19 protein-coding genes and 1 tRNA gene are annotated in these 19,603 nt (G+C 62.2%); 18 read left to right on the forward strand and 2 right to left on the reverse strand.

The genetic code is table 11. The features are described 5' to 3' along the window. Positions 1-91: 91 nt before the first annotated feature. The 16 genes from hisG (at position 92) to ACNAOH_RS09985 (ending at position 14,653) form a co-directional block, all read left to right on the forward strand. Positions 92-757 (forward strand): ATP phosphoribosyltransferase, encoded by a 666-nt coding sequence (gene hisG / locus ACNAOH_RS09910; RefSeq protein ID WP_443970020.1) that lies wholly within the window; start codon positions 92-94, stop codon positions 755-757. Continuing rightward, complete coding sequence (gene hisD / locus ACNAOH_RS09915) at positions 747-2,060, forward strand: histidinol dehydrogenase (protein ID WP_443970021.1); 1,314 nt, start codon at positions 747-749, stop codon at positions 2,058-2,060. The genes hisG and hisD overlap by 11 nt, the downstream gene beginning before the upstream one ends. Beyond that, positions 2,057-2,503, forward strand: a complete 447-nt coding sequence (gene nusB, locus ACNAOH_RS09920) for a transcription antitermination factor NusB (protein ID WP_443970022.1) — start codon at positions 2,057-2,059, stop codon at positions 2,501-2,503. Before hisD ends, nusB begins: the two co-directional genes overlap by 4 nt. Continuing rightward, positions 2,500-3,435, forward strand: a complete 936-nt coding sequence (thiL, locus tag ACNAOH_RS09925; protein ID WP_443972102.1) for a thiamine-phosphate kinase — start codon at positions 2,500-2,502, stop codon at positions 3,433-3,435. Before nusB ends, thiL begins: the two co-directional genes overlap by 4 nt. A gap of 114 nt (positions 3,436-3,549) precedes the next feature. Continuing rightward, entirely contained in the window at positions 3,550-5,661 is a 2,112-nt protein-coding gene (locus tag ACNAOH_RS09930) for a sodium-translocating pyrophosphatase (RefSeq protein WP_443970023.1), read from the forward strand. A gap of 192 nt (positions 5,662-5,853) precedes the next feature. After that, the gene (locus ACNAOH_RS09935; RefSeq protein WP_443970024.1) at positions 5,854-6,219 is read left to right on the forward strand and encodes a PEPxxWA-CTERM sorting domain-containing protein; all 366 of its coding nucleotides are present in this window, start codon (positions 5,854-5,856) and stop codon (positions 6,217-6,219) included. Between the two features lie 56 nt (positions 6,220-6,275). After that, on the forward strand, positions 6,276-7,421 hold the full coding sequence (locus tag ACNAOH_RS09940; RefSeq protein ID WP_443970025.1) for an 8-amino-7-oxononanoate synthase: 1,146 nt from the start codon (positions 6,276-6,278) through the stop codon (positions 7,419-7,421). Further along, on the forward strand, positions 7,418-8,065 hold the full coding sequence (bioD, locus tag ACNAOH_RS09945; protein ID WP_443970026.1) for a dethiobiotin synthase: 648 nt from the start codon (positions 7,418-7,420) through the stop codon (positions 8,063-8,065). The genes ACNAOH_RS09940 and bioD overlap by 4 nt, the downstream gene beginning before the upstream one ends. Further along, complete coding sequence (locus ACNAOH_RS09950) at positions 8,062-9,318, forward strand: adenosylmethionine--8-amino-7-oxononanoate transaminase (RefSeq protein WP_443970027.1); 1,257 nt, start codon at positions 8,062-8,064, stop codon at positions 9,316-9,318. The genes bioD and ACNAOH_RS09950 overlap by 4 nt, the downstream gene beginning before the upstream one ends. A gap of 81 nt (positions 9,319-9,399) precedes the next feature. Next, a complete protein-coding gene (gene infA, locus ACNAOH_RS09955) occupies positions 9,400-9,648 on the forward strand; it encodes a translation initiation factor IF-1 (protein WP_014077827.1) in 249 nt (82 codons plus the stop codon). A 36-nt stretch (positions 9,649-9,684) separates the two neighbouring features. After that, positions 9,685-10,269: a Maf family protein gene (locus tag ACNAOH_RS09960; protein WP_443970028.1), complete on the forward strand. Its 585-nt coding sequence runs from the start codon at positions 9,685-9,687 to the stop codon at positions 10,267-10,269. Beyond that, positions 10,262-11,272, forward strand: coding sequence for a ribonuclease (locus ACNAOH_RS09965; RefSeq protein WP_443970029.1), 1,011 nt, complete (start codon positions 10,262-10,264; stop codon positions 11,270-11,272). The genes ACNAOH_RS09960 and ACNAOH_RS09965 overlap by 8 nt, the downstream gene beginning before the upstream one ends. Continuing rightward, entirely contained in the window at positions 11,262-11,438 is a 177-nt protein-coding gene (locus ACNAOH_RS09970; RefSeq protein ID WP_443970030.1) for a DNA gyrase inhibitor YacG, read from the forward strand. The genes ACNAOH_RS09965 and ACNAOH_RS09970 overlap by 11 nt, the downstream gene beginning before the upstream one ends. 107 nt (positions 11,439-11,545) lie before the next feature. After that, a tRNA-Phe gene (locus ACNAOH_RS09975) sits at positions 11,546-11,621 on the forward strand. Positions 11,622-11,785: 164 nt separating this feature from the next. After that, complete coding sequence (locus tag ACNAOH_RS09980; RefSeq protein WP_443970031.1) at positions 11,786-12,766, forward strand: mechanosensitive ion channel family protein; 981 nt, start codon at positions 11,786-11,788, stop codon at positions 12,764-12,766. Between the two features lie 111 nt (positions 12,767-12,877). Continuing rightward, the gene (locus tag ACNAOH_RS09985; protein ID WP_443970032.1) at positions 12,878-14,653 is read left to right on the forward strand and encodes an SLC13 family permease; all 1,776 of its coding nucleotides are present in this window, start codon (positions 12,878-12,880) and stop codon (positions 14,651-14,653) included. Positions 14,654-14,677: 24 nt separating this feature from the next. Here ACNAOH_RS09985 and ACNAOH_RS09990 read toward each other — a convergent pair whose 3' ends face one another. After that, positions 14,678-15,040: a UBP-type zinc finger domain-containing protein gene (locus tag ACNAOH_RS09990; RefSeq protein WP_443970033.1), complete on the reverse strand. Its 363-nt coding sequence runs from the start codon at positions 15,038-15,040 to the stop codon at positions 14,678-14,680. A gap of 103 nt (positions 15,041-15,143) precedes the next feature. Here ACNAOH_RS09990 and ACNAOH_RS09995 point away from each other — a divergent pair, with 103 nt between their 5' ends. Both ACNAOH_RS09995 and ACNAOH_RS10000 read left to right on the forward strand, forming a co-directional pair. Continuing rightward, the gene (locus ACNAOH_RS09995; RefSeq protein ID WP_443970034.1) at positions 15,144-16,523 is read left to right on the forward strand and encodes an FAD-containing oxidoreductase; all 1,380 of its coding nucleotides are present in this window, start codon (positions 15,144-15,146) and stop codon (positions 16,521-16,523) included. Continuing rightward, positions 16,520-18,226, forward strand: coding sequence for an FAD-dependent oxidoreductase (locus ACNAOH_RS10000; RefSeq protein WP_443970035.1), 1,707 nt, complete (start codon positions 16,520-16,522; stop codon positions 18,224-18,226). Before ACNAOH_RS09995 ends, ACNAOH_RS10000 begins: the two co-directional genes overlap by 4 nt. Here the strand turns inward: ACNAOH_RS10000 and ACNAOH_RS10005 are convergent. Further along, positions 18,207-18,932, reverse strand: a complete 726-nt coding sequence (locus ACNAOH_RS10005) for a 2OG-Fe dioxygenase family protein (RefSeq protein WP_443970036.1) — start codon at positions 18,930-18,932, stop codon at positions 18,207-18,209. The two genes, ACNAOH_RS10000 and ACNAOH_RS10005, sit on opposite strands and share 20 nt — an antisense overlap. Between the last annotated feature and the right edge of the window lie 671 nt (positions 18,933-19,603).

The following is a 19,603-nucleotide window of genomic DNA, read 5'->3' on the forward strand; positions in this document are numbered from 1 at the left end:
GCATTGTTGAGGACAAGACAACGCATGATCGTTCGCGAAGCTCCCGGCGCCGTTGCCCTTTCGCCTATAAGCGCCTAAGTCGCGCCGCATCATGAGCCGGCCGATCATCTTTGGAATCCCTAAAGGGCGCATCCTCGACGAGGCGCTGCCGCTGCTTGCGCGCGCCGGAATCGAGCCCGAGGCGGAGTTTCATGCGAAGGGCAGCCGAGCCCTGAAGTTCGCCACCAGCCGCGCTGATCTCTCTATCATCCGCGTGCGTGCTTTCGATGTGGCGACCTTCGTAGCCCACGGCGCGGCGCAGATCGGCATTGTAGGATCGGACGTGATCGCGGAGTTCGACTATTCGGAGCTTTACGCGCCTGTCGATCTCGGCATCGGTCATTGCCGGCTCTCTGTCGCGCAGCCGGTGGATGAAGCGTCGATAGATGAATCCGCGCTCAGTCATGTGCGCGTCGCCACCAAATATCCGCATCTCACGCGGAGCTATTATGCGGCGCGAGGCATTCAGGCCGAGTGCGTGAAACTCAATGGCGCTATGGAGCTTGCGCCATCGCTGGGTCTCTCGCGGCGGATCGTCGATCTGGTTTCTTCCGGGGCGACGCTCAAGGCGAATGGTCTCGTCGAGACAGCCACGATCATGGACATATCGGCGCGGCTCATCGTCAACCGTGCGGCAATGAAGATGCGCGCGGCTGAGCTGGTGCCTCTCGTTGAGCGCTTCCGTGCCCTTGTCGCAGGGGGCGTCGATGCCGCTTAGGCTGAATGCGAGGGATCCTGGCTTTACTCAGGCGTTCGCGACGCTGGTCAATGCGCGACGCGACGCGGACGACGATGTCGCGCAGGCGGTGCGGGAGATTATCGCAAGCGTGCGGGCGGAAGGCGACGGCGCGATCGCGGACTTCACAGCGCGTTTCGACCGGTTCGACCTCGCGCGGGAAGGCTGGTTGATCGATGCCGGGCAATGCGCCAGAGCTTATGAGGAGATCGGCGCCGATCTGCGCGATGCGCTGACGCTCGCAGCAGAGCGGATCGCTGCCTATCACGAGAAGCAGAAGCCTTCCGACTCGCAATGGACGGACGAGGCCGGCGTTCGGCTCGGTGCCCGCTGGGGCGCGGTAGAGGCGGCGGGCATTTACGTTCCAGGCGGCTTGGCGGCTTATCCCTCTTCGCTGTTGATGAATGCCATTCCGGCGAAGGTCGCGGGGGTCTCGCGCATTGTCATGATGTCGCCTACGCCCGGTGGCGCGCTCAATCCCGCTGTGCTTGCGGCCGCACATATTGCTGGCGTGACCGAAATCTGGCGCGTTGGCGGTGCACAGGCGATTGCGGCGCTGGCTTACGGCACGCAGCGGATCGCGCCGGTAGACGTCGTCGTAGGGCCGGGCAATGCGTGGGTCGCGGAAGCGAAGCGACAGGTTTATGGTCGTGTCGGCATCGACATGGTCGCCGGGCCATCCGAGATTGTGGTCGTGGCGGATGGCGCGAACGACCCCGCCTGGACGGCCGCCGACTTGCTGAGCCAGGCCGAGCACGACCCAACGAGCCAGTCGATCCTCTTCACGGATGATGCGGCCTTCGCCGATGCCGTCGCGGCGCAGGTGGAGCAGTTGCTTCCCCGGCTGACGACGGGAGACCGGGCGCGCGCGAGCTGGGAGGCGAATGGTGCCATCATTCTCGTGCCGACCCTCGAAGCAGCGTTGCCATTCGTCGATGCTCTCGCTCCCGAACATCTGGAGCTTGCCTGCGATGACGCGCGCGCCGACGCACTGTTCGCGCAGGTTCGCCATGCCGGGTCGGTGTTCCTGGGGCGCATGACGCCCGAAGCGATCGGCGACTATGTCGCTGGTCCCAACCACGTCCTGCCGACCGGACGCCGTGCTCGCTTTTCATCCGGACTTTCCGTGCTGGACTTCATGAAGCGGACCAGCTTCATCGCTCTGAACGAGGGCGCGATGGCGCGCATCGGTCCGGCAGCAGTGGCGCTGGCGGCTGCCGAGCGCCTGCCAGCCCATGGCGCGAGCGTCGCCGCCCGGCTAGATGCGCTGAAGGCAAAGATATGAACGACCGTTCCAAGACCCGATCCGCCGCCCGGCTCGCTGCCGTACAGGCCCTGTACCAGATGGAGATGGAAGGGACGGCGCTTCATCTGCTCTTGCACGAATTCCATCAGCACCGGCTCGGCGCGACCATCGAAAATGTGACCTATGCGCCTGCCGAGCAGGCTTTCTTCGATGACGTGGTCGGCGGCGTCGATGGGCGCCGTGCGGAAATCGACGCGCTGATCGTTGGGAGACTTGCGAGCGGCTGGTCGCTGGAGCGGCTGGACAAACCAATGCGGCAAATCCTGCGTGCGGGTACTTACGAGCTTCTTGCTCGCAAGGATGTGCCGACGGGCACCGTCATCAGCGAATATGTCGATGTCGCCCATGCATTCTACGAGCGGCGCGAGGCCGGGTTCGTCAACGGCCTGCTTGACGCAATCGCCAAGGAGGCGCGCCGCTGAGCGGCGAAGCGGAGTTTCTGTCTGCCCTTCGCGGGCTCGCGACTCATGCCGCCGCGCGCGGCCTGGCCGATGATGTGGCTGTGCTTCAGACGACAGGCGAGCAGCTTGTCCTGACCACCGACACCATGGTTGAAGGCGTGCATTATCGCCAGGACGATCCGCCCGAGACGGTCGGTTGGAAGCTTGCTGCGGTTAATTTGTCGGATCTGGCCGCCAAGGGTGCGATGCCCCGTGCGTGCCTGCTCAACTACATGCTTTCGGGTAACCGGGAATGGGATGAGCGCTTTCTGAAAGGGCTGGACCAAGCCCTCGAGCGATTTTCCATGCCGCTTGTGGGCGGGGACACTGTGGCTGCTGCAGATGGCGTCGGGCGCACTCTTTCTCTCACTGCCATCGGCGCCGTGCCCGCCGGACGATCCGTCCTCGATCGGTCGGGTGCTAAGGCTGGCGACATTCTCTGCGTCGGTGGTCCTGTAGGGGATGCCGGTGCGGGCCTCGCGCTGCTTGCTGCGGGAGAGCGAGCGTCAGAAGTGCTCATTTCCGCTTACCAGCGACCCATGCCACAAGTCGCGCTGGGCCAGCGCGTTGCATCAGTTGCGCATGCCATGATGGATGTGTCGGACGGGCTGCTTCTGGATACCGCGCGCATGGCGGAAGCCAGCGGCGTTGCTGTGGAGATCGACAACGTGCCGCTCTCGGATGCCTTGTGGGCGCTTCGGGGCGGCTCGGTCGAAACGCGGCTTTTTGCGGCCGGCGCGGGCGATGACTATGTTCTGCTCGTGGCCATTCCCCCAGAGGTCCCAATGCCAAAGGTCCCACTGCCAGAGGGCCTCATTCCTGTTGGCCGCTGCTCTGCCGGTTCCGGCCTCACTCTGCGCCTTGATGGCGTGCCGGTTCCGCTCCCCACCCGACTGGGCTGGATGCACGGCTGATCTACCGAACGTTAACAGCTTGACGGCCCGTGGGGTCTCGATAGTCTCTTGCCCCAATGCCGCAAAAGCGGCTCGTCCGCGTGAGAGGTGGACAAACGCAGGGGAAGGATTGCCATGGATCTGGTGCTGATTGCCATCGGCTGCGGCCTGCTGGCTGTGCTCTACGGGTTTGTCACCAGCCGACAGGTGCTTGCCGCGCCCGCCGGCAACGAGAAGATGCAGGAGATCGCAGGCGCGATTCAGGAGGGCGCCAAGGCCTACCTCAGCCGGCAGTATCTCACCATCGGGATCGTGGGAGTCGTCGTCGCGATACTCGTCGCGTTCTTCCTGGGCATCATCTCGGCGGCTGGCTTCGCCATCGGCGCGATCCTGTCCGGCGTTGCCGGTTTCATCGGCATGAATATCTCCGTGCGGTCCAATGTGAGGACAGCCGCTGCGGCGCAGACCGGCCTGCAGGCCGGGCTCACGCTCGCCTTCCGTGCAGGCGCGATTACCGGCATGCTGGTCGCGGGCCTCGCGCTCCTCGCCATCTCGGTCTTCTTCTTCTACCTCGTCGGACCATCAGGCTACGCGCCCAATGATCGGGTCGTGATAGAAGCGCTCACCGCGCTTGCGTTCGGCGCATCGCTCATCTCCATCTTCGCCCGTCTGGGCGGCGGCATCTTCACAAAGGCTGCCGATGTCGGCGCCGATCTCGTAGGCAAGGTCGAAGCGGGTATTCCCGAGGATGACCCGCGCAATCCTGCCGTGATCGCGGATAATGTGGGCGACAATGTGGGCGACTGCGCCGGCATGGCAGCGGATCTGTTCGAGACTTACGTCGTCACGGTCGGTGCGACGATGGTGCTGATCGCCCTGCTGGTCAAAGGCGCAGGCGAAATGCTGCTCCCGCTCATGGCGCTGCCGCTGCTCATAGGCGGTGTGTGCATCATCACCTCCATCATCGGCACCTATTTCGTGCGGCTGGGTCGCACGCAAAACATCATGGGCGCCATGTACAAGGGTTTTCTGGTGACCGCCGTGCTGTCCATTCCAGCCATCCGGGTCGCCACGCAAATGGCTCTGGGCGACATGACGAGGGTGATTGGGGCGGACCTGGCGGGCGAGGGCGGCTTTACCGGCATGCAGCTTTTCCTCTGTGCCCTGCTCGGTCTCGCGGTCACGGGGCTGATTATCTGGATCACTGAATATTATACCGGGACGAATTACCGTCCCGTCCGTTCGATCGCCAAGGCATCCGAGACCGGTCATGGCACGAATGTCATTCAGGGTCTTGCAGTGAGCCTTGAGGCGACGGCTCTTCCCACGCTGGTCATCTGCGCGGGCATCATCATTGCTTATCAACTCGCCGGGCTCATCGGCATTGCTTTTGCTGCGACGGCGATGCTTGCGCTCGCCGGCATGGTCGTCGCGCTCGACGCTTATGGCCCGGTCACGGACAATGCCGGCGGCATCGCCGAGATGGCCGGCCTTGATGATACTGTGCGCGAGAGGACCGACGCGCTGGATGCGGTTGGCAATACCACGAAGGCTGTAACCAAGGGCTATGCCATTGGCTCGGCCGGGCTTGCCGCGCTGGTGCTTTTCGCTGCGTTCACGATCGACCTGCGGGAGTTTTTCCCCTCGCTCGAAGTCGATTTCAGCCTCGAGAATCCATACGTCATCGTCGGTTTGCTGCTTGGGGCGCTGCTACCCTATCTGTTCGGGGCTATGGGTATGACGGCCGTCGGGCGCGCCGCAGGCGATGTGGTGAAGGACGTCCGGGAGCAATTCGCCCACAATCCTGGCATCATGGATTACAGCGCGCGGCCCGATTATGCGCGGACTGTGGATCTTGTTACCAAGGCCGCGATCAAGGAGATGATCGTTCCTTCTCTGCTGCCGGTACTTGCACCGATTGCAGTCTATCTCGTCATCGCGCTGGTTGCCGGGCAGGCCAACGGGTTCGCGGCACTGGGCGCTCTGCTTCTTGGCGTGATCGTCGGCGGCCTCTTCGTGGCGCTCTCCATGACGTCGGGTGGTGGAGCGTGGGACAACGCCAAGAAATATATCGAGGATGGTCATCACGGCGGCAAGGGCAGCGACGCCCACAAAGCCGCAGTCACGGGTGATACGGTGGGTGATCCTTACAAGGATACTGCCGGACCAGCGGTCAATCCGATGATTAAGATCACGAACATTGTCGCGCTGCTCCTGCTGGCGGCGCTGGCCAATGGCCTGAGTTAACCGACGATACTCGCGCGGGAAGCGGTTTAGGCCTCGCTTCCCGCGAATCTCTGAGCATTCCCTCAAGCTAAAGTTCCGAGCCAACTCGGCTCGTCGCGGGTGGCGCACGCCTTGCAAGTCTCGCACCCGTAACGTGTTGCGTTGCAATATTTTCACTTTAACCCGCCGCTCTCAATGGTTAAGGCCCGGTTTATGATGAGCCGGACAGCGGGAGCGATTTCTTACATGCCAGTGGGTTACGGGTTTCCGATGCTGTTCTTCGTCGGCGCTCTTGCGACGAGCGCACCTGCGAATGCCGCAGCTCTCTTGAACGGGGATTTCGTTGCTGCGCCTGATCGCTTTTCGCAGGTCGCGGTCCCCGGGCAATCGGAAGCCGCCGGGTCGTTCGTGCGGCCTGAGCCGAAGGCGCCCTCGAAGAATGGCTTCGACTCCATTGAAGGCGTCCTTGCCAGCGTTTCCGCGATTCCCGAACCGGACACGTGGTCGTTGATGGTCGCTGGCTTCGGCCTCGCTGGACTTCTCATCCGCCGCCGGGTTGAAATCGTCTCTTTTTCCTAAGGCAAGCGCTCTCTCACAACATTGGCCTCCCCTCAGGGCTCGACTATGGGGCAGTCATGCCTTCTGACCCACGAGAGCAATTTGCCGCGCAACTGGCGCGACTTGCAGCCCGCGACCGGCTTCGCCAACTCTCGCCCCGTCATGGCGTTGATTTCGCGTCAAACGACTATCTCGCGCTCGCTGGACATCCTGCGATCGCGGCGGCTTTGCGCGACGCGATCGACCGGGGCGTCCCGGTAGGCTCGGGCGGATCGCGACTGTTGCGTGGCAATGCTCCGGAGCATGAAGCCCTTGAAGCGAAAGCGGCAGCTTTTTTCGGCGGGGAGGCAGCCCTCTGGTTCGCTAACGGCTTTGCGGCGAATATGGCCCTGCTTTCCGCCTTGCCGGCCGTGGACGACCTCATCGTCGCGGATGCTCTCATTCACGCAAGCGCGCATGACGGCATGCGACTTTCCAAAGCGCCTCATCGGCTTGCCGCGCATAATGATGCGCAAAGCGTCGATGATGTCATTGGACGGTGGCGGACCGAGGGGGGGCGAGGGCGCCCCTGGATCGTCGTGGAGACGCTCTACTCCATGGATGGAGATCAGGCGCCTCTGGCTGACCTGGTGGCCGTGGCCCAACGGCACGAGGCGATGCTGATTCTGGATGAAGCCCACGCCACTGCGGTGCATGGGCCGTCCGGACGGGGCCTTGCCGCAGGCTTGGAGGGACGACCGGACGTCATCACTCTTCATACATGCGGCAAAGGAATGGGCGTCGAAGGCGCTATTGTGACCGCGTCTCGTCCGGTCATCGAGCTTCTCGTCAATCGTGGCCGAAGCTTCGTCTTTTCCACGGCGCCTTCGCCGCTCATGGCGGTGGCGGCAGAAGCGGCACTGGACGTGGTCGCAGGAGCCGACGATCGGCGCGCAGCGCTTCAGGGCCTGATTGCACGGGCAAGGTCATCTATATGTGCGCCCTTGGGTCTAGCCGCACCGACGAGCCAGATCGTACCTGTGATCCTTGGTACGGATAGCCGAACCATGGCCGTTGCAGCGAGCTTGCGGGAGGCAGGATTCGATGTGCGCGGCATTCGACCGCCAACGGTGCCGCGCGGGACTGCGCGTTTGCGCATATCACTGACCCTCAACAGCGATGAAGCGGCCGTTGATGCGCTTGGTGCCGCGTTGGTTGGCCTGCTGGCGGATCCCAGCGCATGAGCGGCGTTCTCATTGTCGCGGGGACCGATACCGGCGTTGGCAAGACTGTTGTCGCTGCCGGCCTCGCGGCGGCACTGGATGCCTATTACTGGAAGCCGGTGCAGGCTGGCACGGAGGAAAGCACCGATAGCGAGACCGCGCTTGCGCTCGGTGTGCCGCAAGACAGGATTATCCCTGAGGCCTATCGTCTCGCATTGCCCGCGTCACCGCATCGGGCCGCAGCACAGGAACGCGTCGCGATAGACTCCGCAGCGCTTGTCCTGCCGTCCAAGCGGCCCCTCATCGTGGAAGGCGCGGGCGGCCTCATGGTGCCGCTGTCGCTCGATCCGCCACTTACCTTCCTCGATCAGATGAGCGTCTGGAATGCCCCGGTCGTTCTCGTGTCGCGCACCTCTCTGGGTACGATCAACCATAGCCTGCTGAGTCTGGCTGCGTTGCGCTCGCGCGGTGTGCGGGTGGCTGGTCTCGTCTTTGTGGGCAAGGATGATCCGCAGAATATCGAAGCCATCGTGAGACTGGGCGCGACTGCCTCGCTCGGTCGTCTCCACATGCTTGATCCCCTTGAGGGCGCGACCTTGCGGAGAGCGGTGGCTGCCAACCTTAATCTCGCGACGCTACGCCGCATCATGGAACTGGGCGCATGACCTCTCCGGTATGGCACCCCTTTACTCAGCACGGCCTGTATGAGCCGATCCCGCAAATCACATCGGCCGCAGGTGCATGGCTCACCTGCGCGGACGGGAGCCGACTTCTCGACGCCATTTCGAGCTGGTGGGTCATCACGCACGGCCATTGCGAGCCGCGTATTGCGGCTGCCATCGCAGCGCAGGCCGTAACGCTCGATCAGGTGATCTTTGCGGGCTACACGCACCCGCAGGCGGAAAAGCTCGCCCGCTCGCTCGTCGAGATGACGCCCGCCGGTCTCGATCATGTCTTCTTCTCGGATAGTGGATCGACGGCGGTCGAGGTCGCGCTCAAGATGGCCCTTGGCTATTGGCACAATCGCCGCGAGCCGCGCCGCCGCATTCTCGTCATGGAGCACAGCTATCATGGCGACACGATCGGTGCGATGTCGGTCGGGGCTCGCGGTGTTTACAACAACGCCTACGCCCCGCTCCTCTTCGATGTCGAAACAGTGCCCTTCCCGACGAAGGGCGAGGAGCAGGCGAGCCTGGACGCGCTCGATGGGCTCTGTCGCGCATCGGACAAGCCCGCCGCCTTCATCGTCGAACCCTTGTTGCTCGGTGCTGGCGGTATGCTGGTTTATGAGGCGAGGATACTCGCCGAGATGGCGACGATTTGTGAGCGCCATGGCGTGCTTTTCATCGCGGATGAAGTCATGACCGGCTGGGGTCGCACTGGCACGCTTCTCGCCTGTGAGCAGGCGGAGGTCAGGCCGGACATCCTCTGTCTGGCCAAGGGACTGACCGGAGGAGCCGTTCCGCTGGCGGCGACGCTGGCCAGCACTGCGATCTTCGACTCTCACCTCAGCACCGATCGTGCGGCTATGTTCTTCCACTCGTCGAGCTTCACTGCCAATGCCGTCAGCTGTGCGGCGGCAAATGCCAATATTGAGATCTGGCGTGGGGAGGATGTGCCGGCGCGTGTTGCTGCGCTTGGTCACGCGCTCGAACGCGGGCTGGAACGGCTGGCGCTCCATCCACGACTGGCGAACCCGCGCCGGATAGGCGCGGTTGCCGCGATCGATGTGGTAGGAGACGGCACTGGCTATCTGTCCGATGTCGCACCGCGCTTGCGCGCACATATGCTGGAACAGGGGGTCTTGTTGCGGCCGTTGGGCAACACCATTTATGTGATGCCGCCCTATTGCACGACCTCTCAGGAAGTCGACGGGCTCTTCGCCAGTATTGCAGAGGCGGTGGACGCTCTCCCCTAGTTTATTGCGGGCAAACTCGCGGCGCTTTTCAATCCTTGCGTTTGCGGCTATGGGGCGCCTTTCGCGAAAAATTGGAAGTCTATGGCCAAGGAAGAACTGCTCGAAATGCGCGGACAGGTGGTGGAGCTTTTGCCCAACGCCATGTTTCGCGTCCGACTGGAAAATGACCACGAGATTCTCGGTCATACGGCCGGCAAGATGCGCAAGAACCGGATCCGTGTCCTCGTGGGTGACGAGGTTCTCGTCGAACTGACGCCCTATGATCTCACCAAGGGCCGCATCACCTATCGTTATATGCCTGGCCGTGGTGGCCCTGGCCCGCAGGGCTGAGCTTTCGCTCTCCGCCCGCGCCGATAGGGGGCGCTCGTGAAACCAGCTCTCGTCCTCGCATCCACGTCCGCTCGCCGTCGCGATCTTCTGGCGCGCATCGGCGTCGTGCCGGACCGGATTGTCGGCCCGCATATCGATGAGTCGCCGCTCAAGGGCGAACTGCCTCGCGTGTACGCGCTGCGTCTGGCCGAAGAGAAGGCGCGCGCGGTCGATCGACGGGACGGCGAGGTTGTGATCGCCGGCGACACCACGATTGCTTGCGGCCGCATGATCCTGCCTCCCGCTGAGACCCAGGATATCCAGCGCAGCTTGCTTCGTCGCCTCTCCGGACGGCGGCACCATGCACTGTCCGCTGTCTGCGTGATTGACGCGGCGGGAAAAGCGCGCCTGCGCCTTGCCGACACCATTGTCGCCTTCAAGCAGCTCACCCCAGCCGAGATCGAGACTTATATCGTGACCGGCGAAGGCCTGGGCAAAGCGGGGGGCTACGCCATTCAGGGGCAGGCGGAGAGTTGGGTGCGTTTTCTTTCCGGTAGCCATAGCGGAGTCGTTGGCCTGCCCCTTTTTGAGGCGCGGGCGCTGCTCGCCACCGCAGGCGTTTTTGGAGCCGATCGTGGCTGAGTGGTTTTATGAAGAAGGGATTGGCGAGGCACGCGCCGCGCTCGTCCACAGCGGGCATATCCTCGAGGCACTGATCGAGCGCGAAGGCAATCAGGCGCGTGCAGGTAGCGTCGTCGGCGGTCGGCTGATCCGCACGCTTATTGTGCGGCGGCGCGGTATTGTGCGGCTGGACAGCGGGGAAGAAGTCCTCATTGAACCTATCCCGCCTAAAGTCGCGGAAGGCGCTCTCGTCCGTATCGAGATTCTGCGAGAAGCCATCTCCGAACCGGGGCTGGACAATATGCGGGACAAGCTGGCGCGGGGACGCGTGGCCCCGCCGGGAACCAGCATTGGCCCAGGGCCAAGCCTGCTCCAGCGAATTGGCGCTACTGCTATTCCGATTGTCCCGTGTCCGGCGCATGAGGAGGACCGGCTGGAGGCGGCGGGCTGGAGCGAGCTGATGGCCGAAGCGATGACCGGAGAAGTGGGCGGCGAGGATGCCGCGCTGCGTATCTTCGTCACGCCCGCAATGACGCTGATCGATGTCGATGGCTCCGCGCCTCCGGCTCAGCTTGGGCCAAAGGGAGCCAAACTCGCGGCGCAGGCGATCAGGCGCATGGGGCTGGCTGGGTCGGTCGGCATCGATCTGCCGACAATGAACAATAAGGACGAGCGGCTGATTGCCGCCGCCCAGATCGACAAATATCTGCCGCAGCCCTTCGAGCGCACGGCAGTGAATGGCTTTGGCTTCGTCCAGATTATTCGTCGTCGCGACCGCCCTTCGCTCATGGAGCTTCTGCGTGCCGATCCTGTCCGTGCGGCCAGCATGGCAGCACTGCGCCGCGCGGAGCGGCATGGCGGCGCGGAAGGCGCGGGCGCGGTGGAGCTTACACTCGCGCCAGCGGTGGTCGCTGACATTCGCGCACATCCCGACTGGCTAAAGCGCTTGGAGCGGCGTCGTGGCGGTCCGGTTACGCTGCGCGCGGATGCACAGCTGGCCTTGGAGGCGGTTCATGTCGGCTAAGGGAAAGTGCCCCCTCTGCAAGGCATCCAGCGCAGCGGAGTTCGCGCCGTTCTGCTCGCGTGCCTGCCGCGACCGCGATCTGCTGAACTGGCTGGGAGACGCGTATCGTGTCCCCGTCGCCTCTCATGACGAGGACAGCGACGTGCTGGCGGAAAGACCCGACTGAACTCTTGCCGATTATGCGCGTCAAAGTTGGTCAATGGGCTAGACAGAATATCAAAGGCCCGCCTATAGGGCTCGCTCTTCCGGCGCCCTGCGTGGTGCCGATCCCGTGCCCGGGTAGCTCAGTTGGTAGAGCATGCGACTGAAAATCGCAGTGTCGGCGGTTCGACTCCGTCCCCGGGCACCACATTTCTTCAAATCAAAGACGAAGGCTGTGAACGTTGCGACCTCGGACGCGGCGCCTGTATGTGCGCGCTCGCCATCTCGCTTTTAGACGCAGGTACTGAACGAGCGTTGGAACGGGATTGTTGAACAAGCATTTTGCTTCGATCGGAGATACTATCAAGGAACATGGTCCAAGCGAATGATCTCCTGAGCCAGCCGATCCTGCAGGTCGCTGGCGCTTCGCTCACGATTGGAGCTGTGCTGCGTGCGATCCTGATTCTGGTCGTGGCGTTGTTTGCGACATGGGCAGTGAAGCGGATCACTCGCCGAATGCAGGTCAGAATTGGCGAGGAAAGCGCTTCGGCAGTGTACATTGGCGGCCAGGTGGTTCGCTATATCGTGCTGTTCACGGGGCTTGCCATTGCAGTCTCCGCCCTCGGCGTGGATCTCTCGGCGCTCTCCCTTTTTGCAGGCGCGCTTGGTGTCGGTATTGGTCTGGGACTGCAGGACGTCGTCAAGAACTTCGTTTGCGGCGTCGTTCTCCTGTTCGATCGCAGTATCGAGGTCGGCGATTTCATTGAGCTGGAAGATGGGACCAATGGAGCGGTGACGTCGATTGGTGCTCGAGCCACCGGCATTGTAACGAACGACAATGTGACGGTCCTCGTCCCCAACGCCAGCCTGCTGAACGGCAAGCTGACCAACTGGACTCGCAATCGAGCGACGCGGCGTATTCACGTGCCGTTCCACGTAGCGCTCGGTGCGAACAAGGACCTGGTGAAGCAGGCTGCGCTGGAGGCTGCCAATGCCGTGCCCTTCACGTTGCCAGAGGTCGGTCGGCAGAAATCCCAAGTCTGGCTCGTCGGCTTCGGTGACGCGTCGCTACGCTTCGAGCTGGTCGTCTGGCCATCGCTCGAAGCCGTGAAGCGTCCAGGAAGTATGATGGCCGCTTATTGCTGGGCGCTCGATGACGCGTTGCAGAAATACGGCATCGAAATCCCTGTTCCGCAGCAGGAAGTGCGCTTTCGTGGCCCACTGGAAGGCGCTGCGCTTCCTGGCAGAGACGAACGAACGCGTCCGCCTTCGCATGAGGAACTGGGAGATAGCGGCAATGACGCCGCGATTGAAATCGACACGGCGAGCAAGCCGCGATCAAATGGCGCGTAAATCGTTTCCGCAAGAATGGATTTTGGGTCCCTCGCACTGCGACTGAAAGTCGTTTCGAGCGTTTGGCTTGGAAGAGCGCGACGGGGGGCAGCCTGATATGAGCTTTGCTGTATGACTACACCGCAGTGGCTGTCGATCGGCACACTGATCGGGATGATGGCGTTATTCATTTGGGGGCGCTTCCGCTATGATGTGACGGCCTGTATCGCGTTGATAGCGGCGTTGGCTCTGGGCATCGTCGCTCCAGAAGATGCATTCACTGGCTTTTCCGATGATATTGTCATCATCGTAGGGTCCGCGCTCGTTTTATCCGCTGCTGTTCAGCGCTCCGGCATTATCGAAATTCTGCTCGCGTTCGTTTCGAAATATGTGCGGCGCGTGCGGTCGCAATTATTGCTTCTAACGGCATCGGTGGGAATAGCCTCCGCCCTGGTCAAGAATGTCGGCGCCCTAGCCATGCTCATGCCCGCCGCGCTTCAGATGGCGAAGAAGAACGACACGACCCCCTCGGTCTTTCTGATGCCGATGGCGTTCGCCTCCTTGCTCGGCGGGCTTATGACGCTGGTTGGCACCTCGCCAAATATCATCGTGAGCCGCGTCCGGGAGGATATGACCGGGCAGCCATTCGGAATGTTCGATTATTTCCCGACCGGTTTCGGCCTGTTCTTGGTTGGCCTTTTGTTTCTGCGCTTCGGATATCGCCTGCTACCACGAGATCGGCGCGCGGTGCCGAGCCTGGGGGAGGCGCTGGACATCAAGGGATATGTCACCGAAGCGACGATCAGTAATGGCTCACCCGCGATAGGGCAGACCGTCAGCGCCTTCGTGAACCGGCACGAGCTGGAAGTCAGCATCAAGACGCTGTTGCGCGACGGAAAGAGCAAGAGGGTGAGGCCGAATGTCCGGCTTCGGGAAAACGATATCCTGATTCTGAGTGGTCAGCCTGATGCTTTGGAGCGCGTCATTGCGAATGACCATCTAACCCTGGAAGGCGAAGGCCGGGAGATTCCGGAGGGCAGCGAGCGGGACGAGGTCGGCGTGATCGAAGCCGTCATCAACGCAGACTCCCTCCTCGTCGGCCAGACGGCTGCGCGGCTGCTTTTGCAAGAGCGCTACGGCGTGAACCTCATTGCCATTTCCCGCGCAGATGAACGGCTTACTCGGCAAATAGGCGCGATCCCGCTTCGCGTCGGCGATGTTGTGGTTTTACAGGGGCCGCTTTCGCTGCTTCCCGAGCGCCTGTCGCAGTTGGGTGCGCTTCCGCTGGCTGAACGCTCCCTTCGCCTTGGCGTGTCGAAACGGAGCTGGCTGCCGATCCTTATTTTGGCCATCGCCATGACCGCGACTGCCACTGGCGTTGTACCCGTGGCGGTCGCTTTCTTCGCGGCTGCCGGGGCAGTAGTATTAGTGGGGTCATTGCCAGTCCGGGAGGCCTACGGATCGGTGGAATGGCCGATCCTTATCATGCTTGGTGCGCTCATTCCCGTGAGTGACTCGCTCCGAACCACCGGCGCATCGGACATTCTGGCTTCGGGTCTTGCCCACTTCGCCACGTCTCTGCCCCCATGGGGAGCAGTCGCGCTCATTCTTGTGACGGCCATGGCGGTAACGCCGTTCCTTAATAACGCCGCGACCGTGCTGGTCATGGCGCCGATCGCGGCGGTCTTTGCGAAGGATCTGGGATATCGCCCCGAGGCATTTCTTATCGCGACTGCTGTGGGCGCAGGCTGCGATTTCCTCACGCCCATCGGCCATCAATGCAACACGCTGGTCCTGGGGCCGGGAGGCTATCGGTTCAGCGACTATGCCCGCTTGGGTGCGCCACTTTCGCTGCTTGTCGTAATCGTGGGTACCGGACTCATCATGACGTTCTGGCCTTTGATGTAGCCATCGCTGAGATCGCTCCTGGCTTCAAAGTTCGGGAGAGAGCCCCCGAATGGCGGACGCAATGAGGCGCCCATTGGAGTCGATGAATCGCGGGATGGGGCCGCGTTGTGGCGTGGTGTCGCTGCCAAGGTTGATTTCCACCTCGTCGATATAGCACCAGCCCCAGCCCTCCGGCGGATCATATCCCTCAATGATGGGATGCTGCGTCGCATGAAAATGCGCGGTGGCGTGGCGGTTGGGCGAGTCATCGCAACAACCGACATGGCCGCACGTCCGGCATAACCGGAGATGGACCCACCAGCTGCTGTTCGCGAGACATTCTTCGCAGCCCAGACTGCCGGGAGTGACATGGGCAATCGTGGCCAGATGATCGCAGCCTTCGCTCATGGGTCGCTCCTTCGCGCTGATCTGGTTGCTTCTATCACTCGCCTCTCATCTGGTGAAAGATTTTGATTGGCTCTCCTCCCGCAAAAATGGGATGCCATGCGCTATGGACCAGGATTTCGATGCGATAATCATTGGCGCCGGGCAGGCTGGTCCTCCCCTTGCCGGGCGGCTGACGGCTACGGGCATGAAGGTGGCGCTGATCGAGCGGAAGCTGGTCGGGGGCACCTGCGTCAACACAGGCTGCATGCCCACCAAAGCTCTGGTCGCCAGCGCTTACGCCGCTCATCTGGCGCGCAGGCAGGATCTGGGCATCGTCGCGGGAGACGTCCGCGTCGACATGGCAGCGGTCGCTGCGCGGGCGCAAAGAGTGGCGAGCGATGCGCGCGGGCGCAACGAAACATGGCTTGAGGCTATGGAGGGGCTAACCTTGTTCCGGGGACATGCCCGGCTGACTGGACCCGGCGCTGTCGCGGTGGATGACAGCGTCTTGCATGCGCCCCGTATCTTTCTCAACGTCGGGGGCAGGGCAAGCGTCCCTGACATGCCGGGCGTGGGCGATGTTCCGCATCTCGATAATACGGACATGGTGGCGCTCGACAGGCTGCCAGAACATCTCGTCATCGTCGGCGGCAGCTATATCGGGCTCGAGTTTGCGCAAATGTTTGCGCGCTTTGGAGCGAGAGTCACTGTCGTCGAACGTGCCCCGAGGCTGATCGCGCGCGAGGATCCGGAAATCTCGGACATGATCCGCCATATTCTCGAACTGGAAGGCGTGACCGTTCGCACGGATGCCAATTGCATCGCCTTCCGCCCGCACAGCGCTGGCGTGGCGGTCTCGGTCGATTGCAACAGTGGAGACCCGGAGGTCATTGGCAGCGACATATTGCTCGCAGTCGGTCGCCGCCCCAATACGGACGATCTGGGTCTTGAGACTGCGGGCGTCAGGATGGACGAGCGCGGCTACATCATCGTCGATGACAAGTTGCAGACAACTGTGAGCGGCATCTGGGCGCTCGGCGACTGCAATGGACGCGGGGCTTTCACACATACGGCTTATAATGACTACGAGATCATCGCGGCCAATCTTCTCGACGGAGACGATCGCGGAGTGAGCCAGCGTGTTCCGGGCTATGCGCTTTACACGGATCCACCTCTTGGGCGGGCGGGACTCACGGAGACAGAGGCGCGAGCGAAGGGACATGACGTAATGGTGTCCACACGTCCCATGAGCCGGGTTGGCCGCGCGGTGGAGAGGGGGGAGACGCTAGGCATGATGAAGATAATTGCCGATCGTGCAACGCGACATATCCTTGGCGCGGCCTTTTTGGGCACCGGGGGCGATGAGGCGATCCACGGAATTCTCGACACCATGTCTGCGCGCCAGCCGTTCGATACCTTGCGTTGGGCTGTGCCCGTTCATCCCACAGTGTCCGAGCTTATCCCGACGCTTCTTGTGGAACTTAACGAAAGTGGCATGCAATGAGCATCGTCGAGGAACGCGGCGCTCAGCTCTTTCCGGTTCTCGATCATGCTCAGATTGCCACCGCCGCGCGCTTCGCCAGCGGCCCCGCGCGCCGGTTCGAAGCAGGCGACACGCTCTACTCTATCGGAGCGGAGGGCGAGCCGGCCTGGCTGGTTCTCGAGGGCTGCATCGAGGCTATCCGTCGGGAGGGGATTTCCGGTGAGGCGCTCATTCACCGGCACGGTCCCGGAGAACTGAGCGGAGAGGTCAATCAACTCGCCGGTCGCCCTTCGATGGCCAGCGGGCGTGCCGGTGCTCATGGCTGCCTCGCTTTGCCTTTCGATGCCGCGCACCTGCGCGCGCTAATGGTGGGCGCCGCCGAACTGGGCGAGACGATCATGCGCGCCTTGATATTGCGCCGCGTAGGCCTCATCGAAGCAGGCGCTGGCTCGATCCTGATCGGCACGCCGGGGTCTGCGGATCTCCTGCGTGTGCAGAATTTCCTGACTCGCAGCGGCTATCCGCACATGGTGCTCGATGCGAGTGCGGAAGGAGAGGGGCATGATCTGCTGGTACATCTCGGCATAGGCACTGCCGACCTCCCGCTCATGATCTGCCCCAATGGGTCCATTCTCAAGAGGCCGACGGATGCAGAGGTCGCGGCCTGTCTCGGCATGGCGGCCACTATCGATCCGGACCGGGTTTATGATGTTGCTATCGTCGGAGGAGGGCCGGCGGGTCTCGCGGCGGCTGTCTATGCCGCATCGGAGGGTCTCTCGGTGCTGGTGCTCGATGAACGGGCGTTTGGTGGGCAGGCCGGTGCATCCATGCGGATCGAGAATTATCTCGGTTTTCCCACGGGCATTTCAGGGCAGGCGCTGGCAGGCCGCGCGTTCAACCAGGCACTCAAATTCGGTGCTGAAATGGCCATACCGACCGGAGTCGTCCGTCTTGAATGCGCCCATTCCTGGCCCGGCGTACACCGCCTCGTGCTCGACGGCGATCGGCGCGTCCAGGCCCGGACCGTGATTATCGCTTCGGGCGCGCGCTATCGCCGGCCAAATATTCCAGGCGTCGAGGCCTTCGATAATGCCGGCATATCTTACTGGGCCTCTCCAATTGAGGCGAAGCTTGTCGAGGGTCAGGTCGTCGGCCTCATCGGCGGCGGTAACTCGGCTGGCCAAGCCGCCGTCTTCCTTGCAGCAGGCGTGGAGCGCTTGCATCTCATTGCCCGTCGTCCGCTGGAAGCCACCATGTCGCAATATCTGATCGAGCGGATTGCAAGCTTGCCAAGCATCGAAGTCCATATCGGTAAGGAGATATCGTCCCTGGAAGGGCCGGGAGACGGCACGATCACAGCGGCCGACTTCAAATGCCGGACATATGGTGACGTTGTGCGCCATGAAATGAAGCACTTATTCATGTTCATCGGCGCCGATCCCAACGCCGGCTGGACCGAGGGCTGCGTTGCGACTGACGCGAACGGTTTCATCGTCACCGGTCGCGACATTCCGACCCAAGGACCAGCGGGGAGCCGACCCGCCCAGCCTCTGGAAACGAGCGTGCCGGGCATTTTCGCAATCGGCGATGTTCGAGCCGGGTCGACGAAAAGAGTGGCTGCAGCCGTGGGCGAAGGCGCCGCTGTTGTGGCCCAGATCCACCAGTGCTTGCTCGCGCGCGCGGAGACGCGTCTTCCCGATGCGGTCACTCGCGAACGAAGGTGACCACCAGCACATCGCGATAGGCCGGCAGTGCCGGATCGACGGCGTGAATCTCGGTCACGCCGTGCAAAATTCGGTGATCGTCCAGCAGCACGGCATCGCCCGGATCGCCAAGAAGAAAACTGCCGCATTTCGTTCCGTCCGGAGCACCGATCACGGTCAGTCCGTCACGAACATTCTCACGGCGGAGGAGCATCACAAATACCCAGTCGACCCCATCACGATGAAGTCCTTCGGGCGTGGGCCGGCCGATATGATCGGGCGATGTCTCGATCCGAAACTGGTGGAATTCGATGCTCCAGCGTGCCTGGCCTGACCTTGCCTCCGCCGCCGCGAAGATCGCGGCACAAAGCGCCAGTATCGACCGCGTGACCCGATGATGTTCCGTTTCTGTGGTCACAGGTTCGAACCACCGCTGCACACCCCCGTTGAGAGTGTTGTAATCCCGGCTCTGATAATGTGGCTGATGCGGCTTTCGTGTGATGCCCTCTTCGGAACCGGTGAAGGCCGCGTAGCGCCGCCGGCGATAACGCCCGCCATCGGCCATATACAGGTCCGTGCCGAGGTCGCTCCAAAACGCGCCGAAACTTTCCCAGTTCGCACGCGCGTCCTCGCCGAGAAGGCGCAGCGTTAGGGGCGCTTCCAGCCGGATTAACCCGTTCCCCCGTAACTCCAATATGATTGCTTCGAGCGCCTCGGCGGATGGCAATGTCGTGACGTCTTTCAGGGCAGCGCTCCGAGTCGATACAAACGGAAACTCTCCGAATGGCCAACGCTATAGCAGCAAGCCAGCGCAAGGCACGACAGGCGAACATTTCTCCTGATAGTGGCGATTGAGCATCGATCTTCAGCCGCGAGAACGGCGATTGCAATTTATGCAATCGTAAAAGCGTTTTTTGCGTTTGCGAACAAAGTGGCCGAGGCGTAGCGGCCCGGTCCCGCTAATAGTCGCGGTCAAGGAGAACATAAAATGCGTTACACACTCACGAGCGCAGCGGCGCTTGGTGCAGTTTGTGCACAGATGATTGCCTTCTACACGGTACTTTACGTCTGATTAAATAAGTCGATTGACGTATGGGTTCGAAGGAAAATACTTCGGATCTTCAAAAAGCCGCCCGAGCGTAAGCCTGGGTGGCTTTTTTGTTTCCTCGATACCTTCCAGTCCAACCAGAATCTAACGCGGCGCTATCGACTGGGCTTGGCCAGAGATGCGACATGTTGCAGCGCAATATGAGGGTTTCGCGGGCGACGACGTGAAGGTTCGCTTTGATGTGCTCCTGCACCGGTGAGCACCGCGCTATCTAGAGCATCGGCTCGAAGAAATTTGCCCACGTCCTGATCCATCGGAACATCGGACGAGGTTTTGCATTCTTCACATCC

Source organism: Sphingobium sp. CR28, from assembly GCF_052327305.1.
Lineage (GTDB): Bacteria > Pseudomonadota > Alphaproteobacteria > Sphingomonadales > Sphingomonadaceae > Sphingobium.

Coding starts and splice junctions, on each gene's coding strand:
- hisG (WP_443970020.1), top strand. CDS start 92: ATGAGCCGGCCGATCATCTTTGGAATCCCTAAAGGGCGCATCCTCGAC.
- hisD (WP_443970021.1), top strand. CDS start 747: ATGCCGCTTAGGCTGAATGCGAGGGATCCTGGCTTTACTCAGGCGTTC.
- nusB (WP_443970022.1), top strand. CDS start 2,057: ATGAACGACCGTTCCAAGACCCGATCCGCCGCCCGGCTCGCTGCCGTA.
- ACNAOH_RS09930 (WP_443970023.1), top strand. CDS start 3,550: ATGGATCTGGTGCTGATTGCCATCGGCTGCGGCCTGCTGGCTGTGCTC.
- ACNAOH_RS09935 (WP_443970024.1), top strand. CDS start 5,854: ATGATGAGCCGGACAGCGGGAGCGATTTCTTACATGCCAGTGGGTTAC.
- ACNAOH_RS09940 (WP_443970025.1), top strand. CDS start 6,276: ATGCCTTCTGACCCACGAGAGCAATTTGCCGCGCAACTGGCGCGACTT.
- bioD (WP_443970026.1), top strand. CDS start 7,418: ATGAGCGGCGTTCTCATTGTCGCGGGGACCGATACCGGCGTTGGCAAG.
- ACNAOH_RS09950 (WP_443970027.1), top strand. CDS start 8,062: ATGACCTCTCCGGTATGGCACCCCTTTACTCAGCACGGCCTGTATGAG.
- infA (WP_014077827.1), top strand. CDS start 9,400: ATGGCCAAGGAAGAACTGCTCGAAATGCGCGGACAGGTGGTGGAGCTT.
- ACNAOH_RS09970 (WP_443970030.1), top strand. CDS start 11,262: ATGTCGGCTAAGGGAAAGTGCCCCCTCTGCAAGGCATCCAGCGCAGCG.
- ACNAOH_RS09980 (WP_443970031.1), top strand. CDS start 11,786: ATGGTCCAAGCGAATGATCTCCTGAGCCAGCCGATCCTGCAGGTCGCT.
- ACNAOH_RS09985 (WP_443970032.1), top strand. CDS start 12,878: ATGACTACACCGCAGTGGCTGTCGATCGGCACACTGATCGGGATGATG.
- ACNAOH_RS09990 (WP_443970033.1), bottom strand. CDS start 15,040: ATGAGCGAAGGCTGCGATCATCTGGCCACGATTGCCCATGTCACTCCC.
- ACNAOH_RS09995 (WP_443970034.1), top strand. CDS start 15,144: ATGGACCAGGATTTCGATGCGATAATCATTGGCGCCGGGCAGGCTGGT.
- ACNAOH_RS10000 (WP_443970035.1), top strand. CDS start 16,520: ATGAGCATCGTCGAGGAACGCGGCGCTCAGCTCTTTCCGGTTCTCGAT.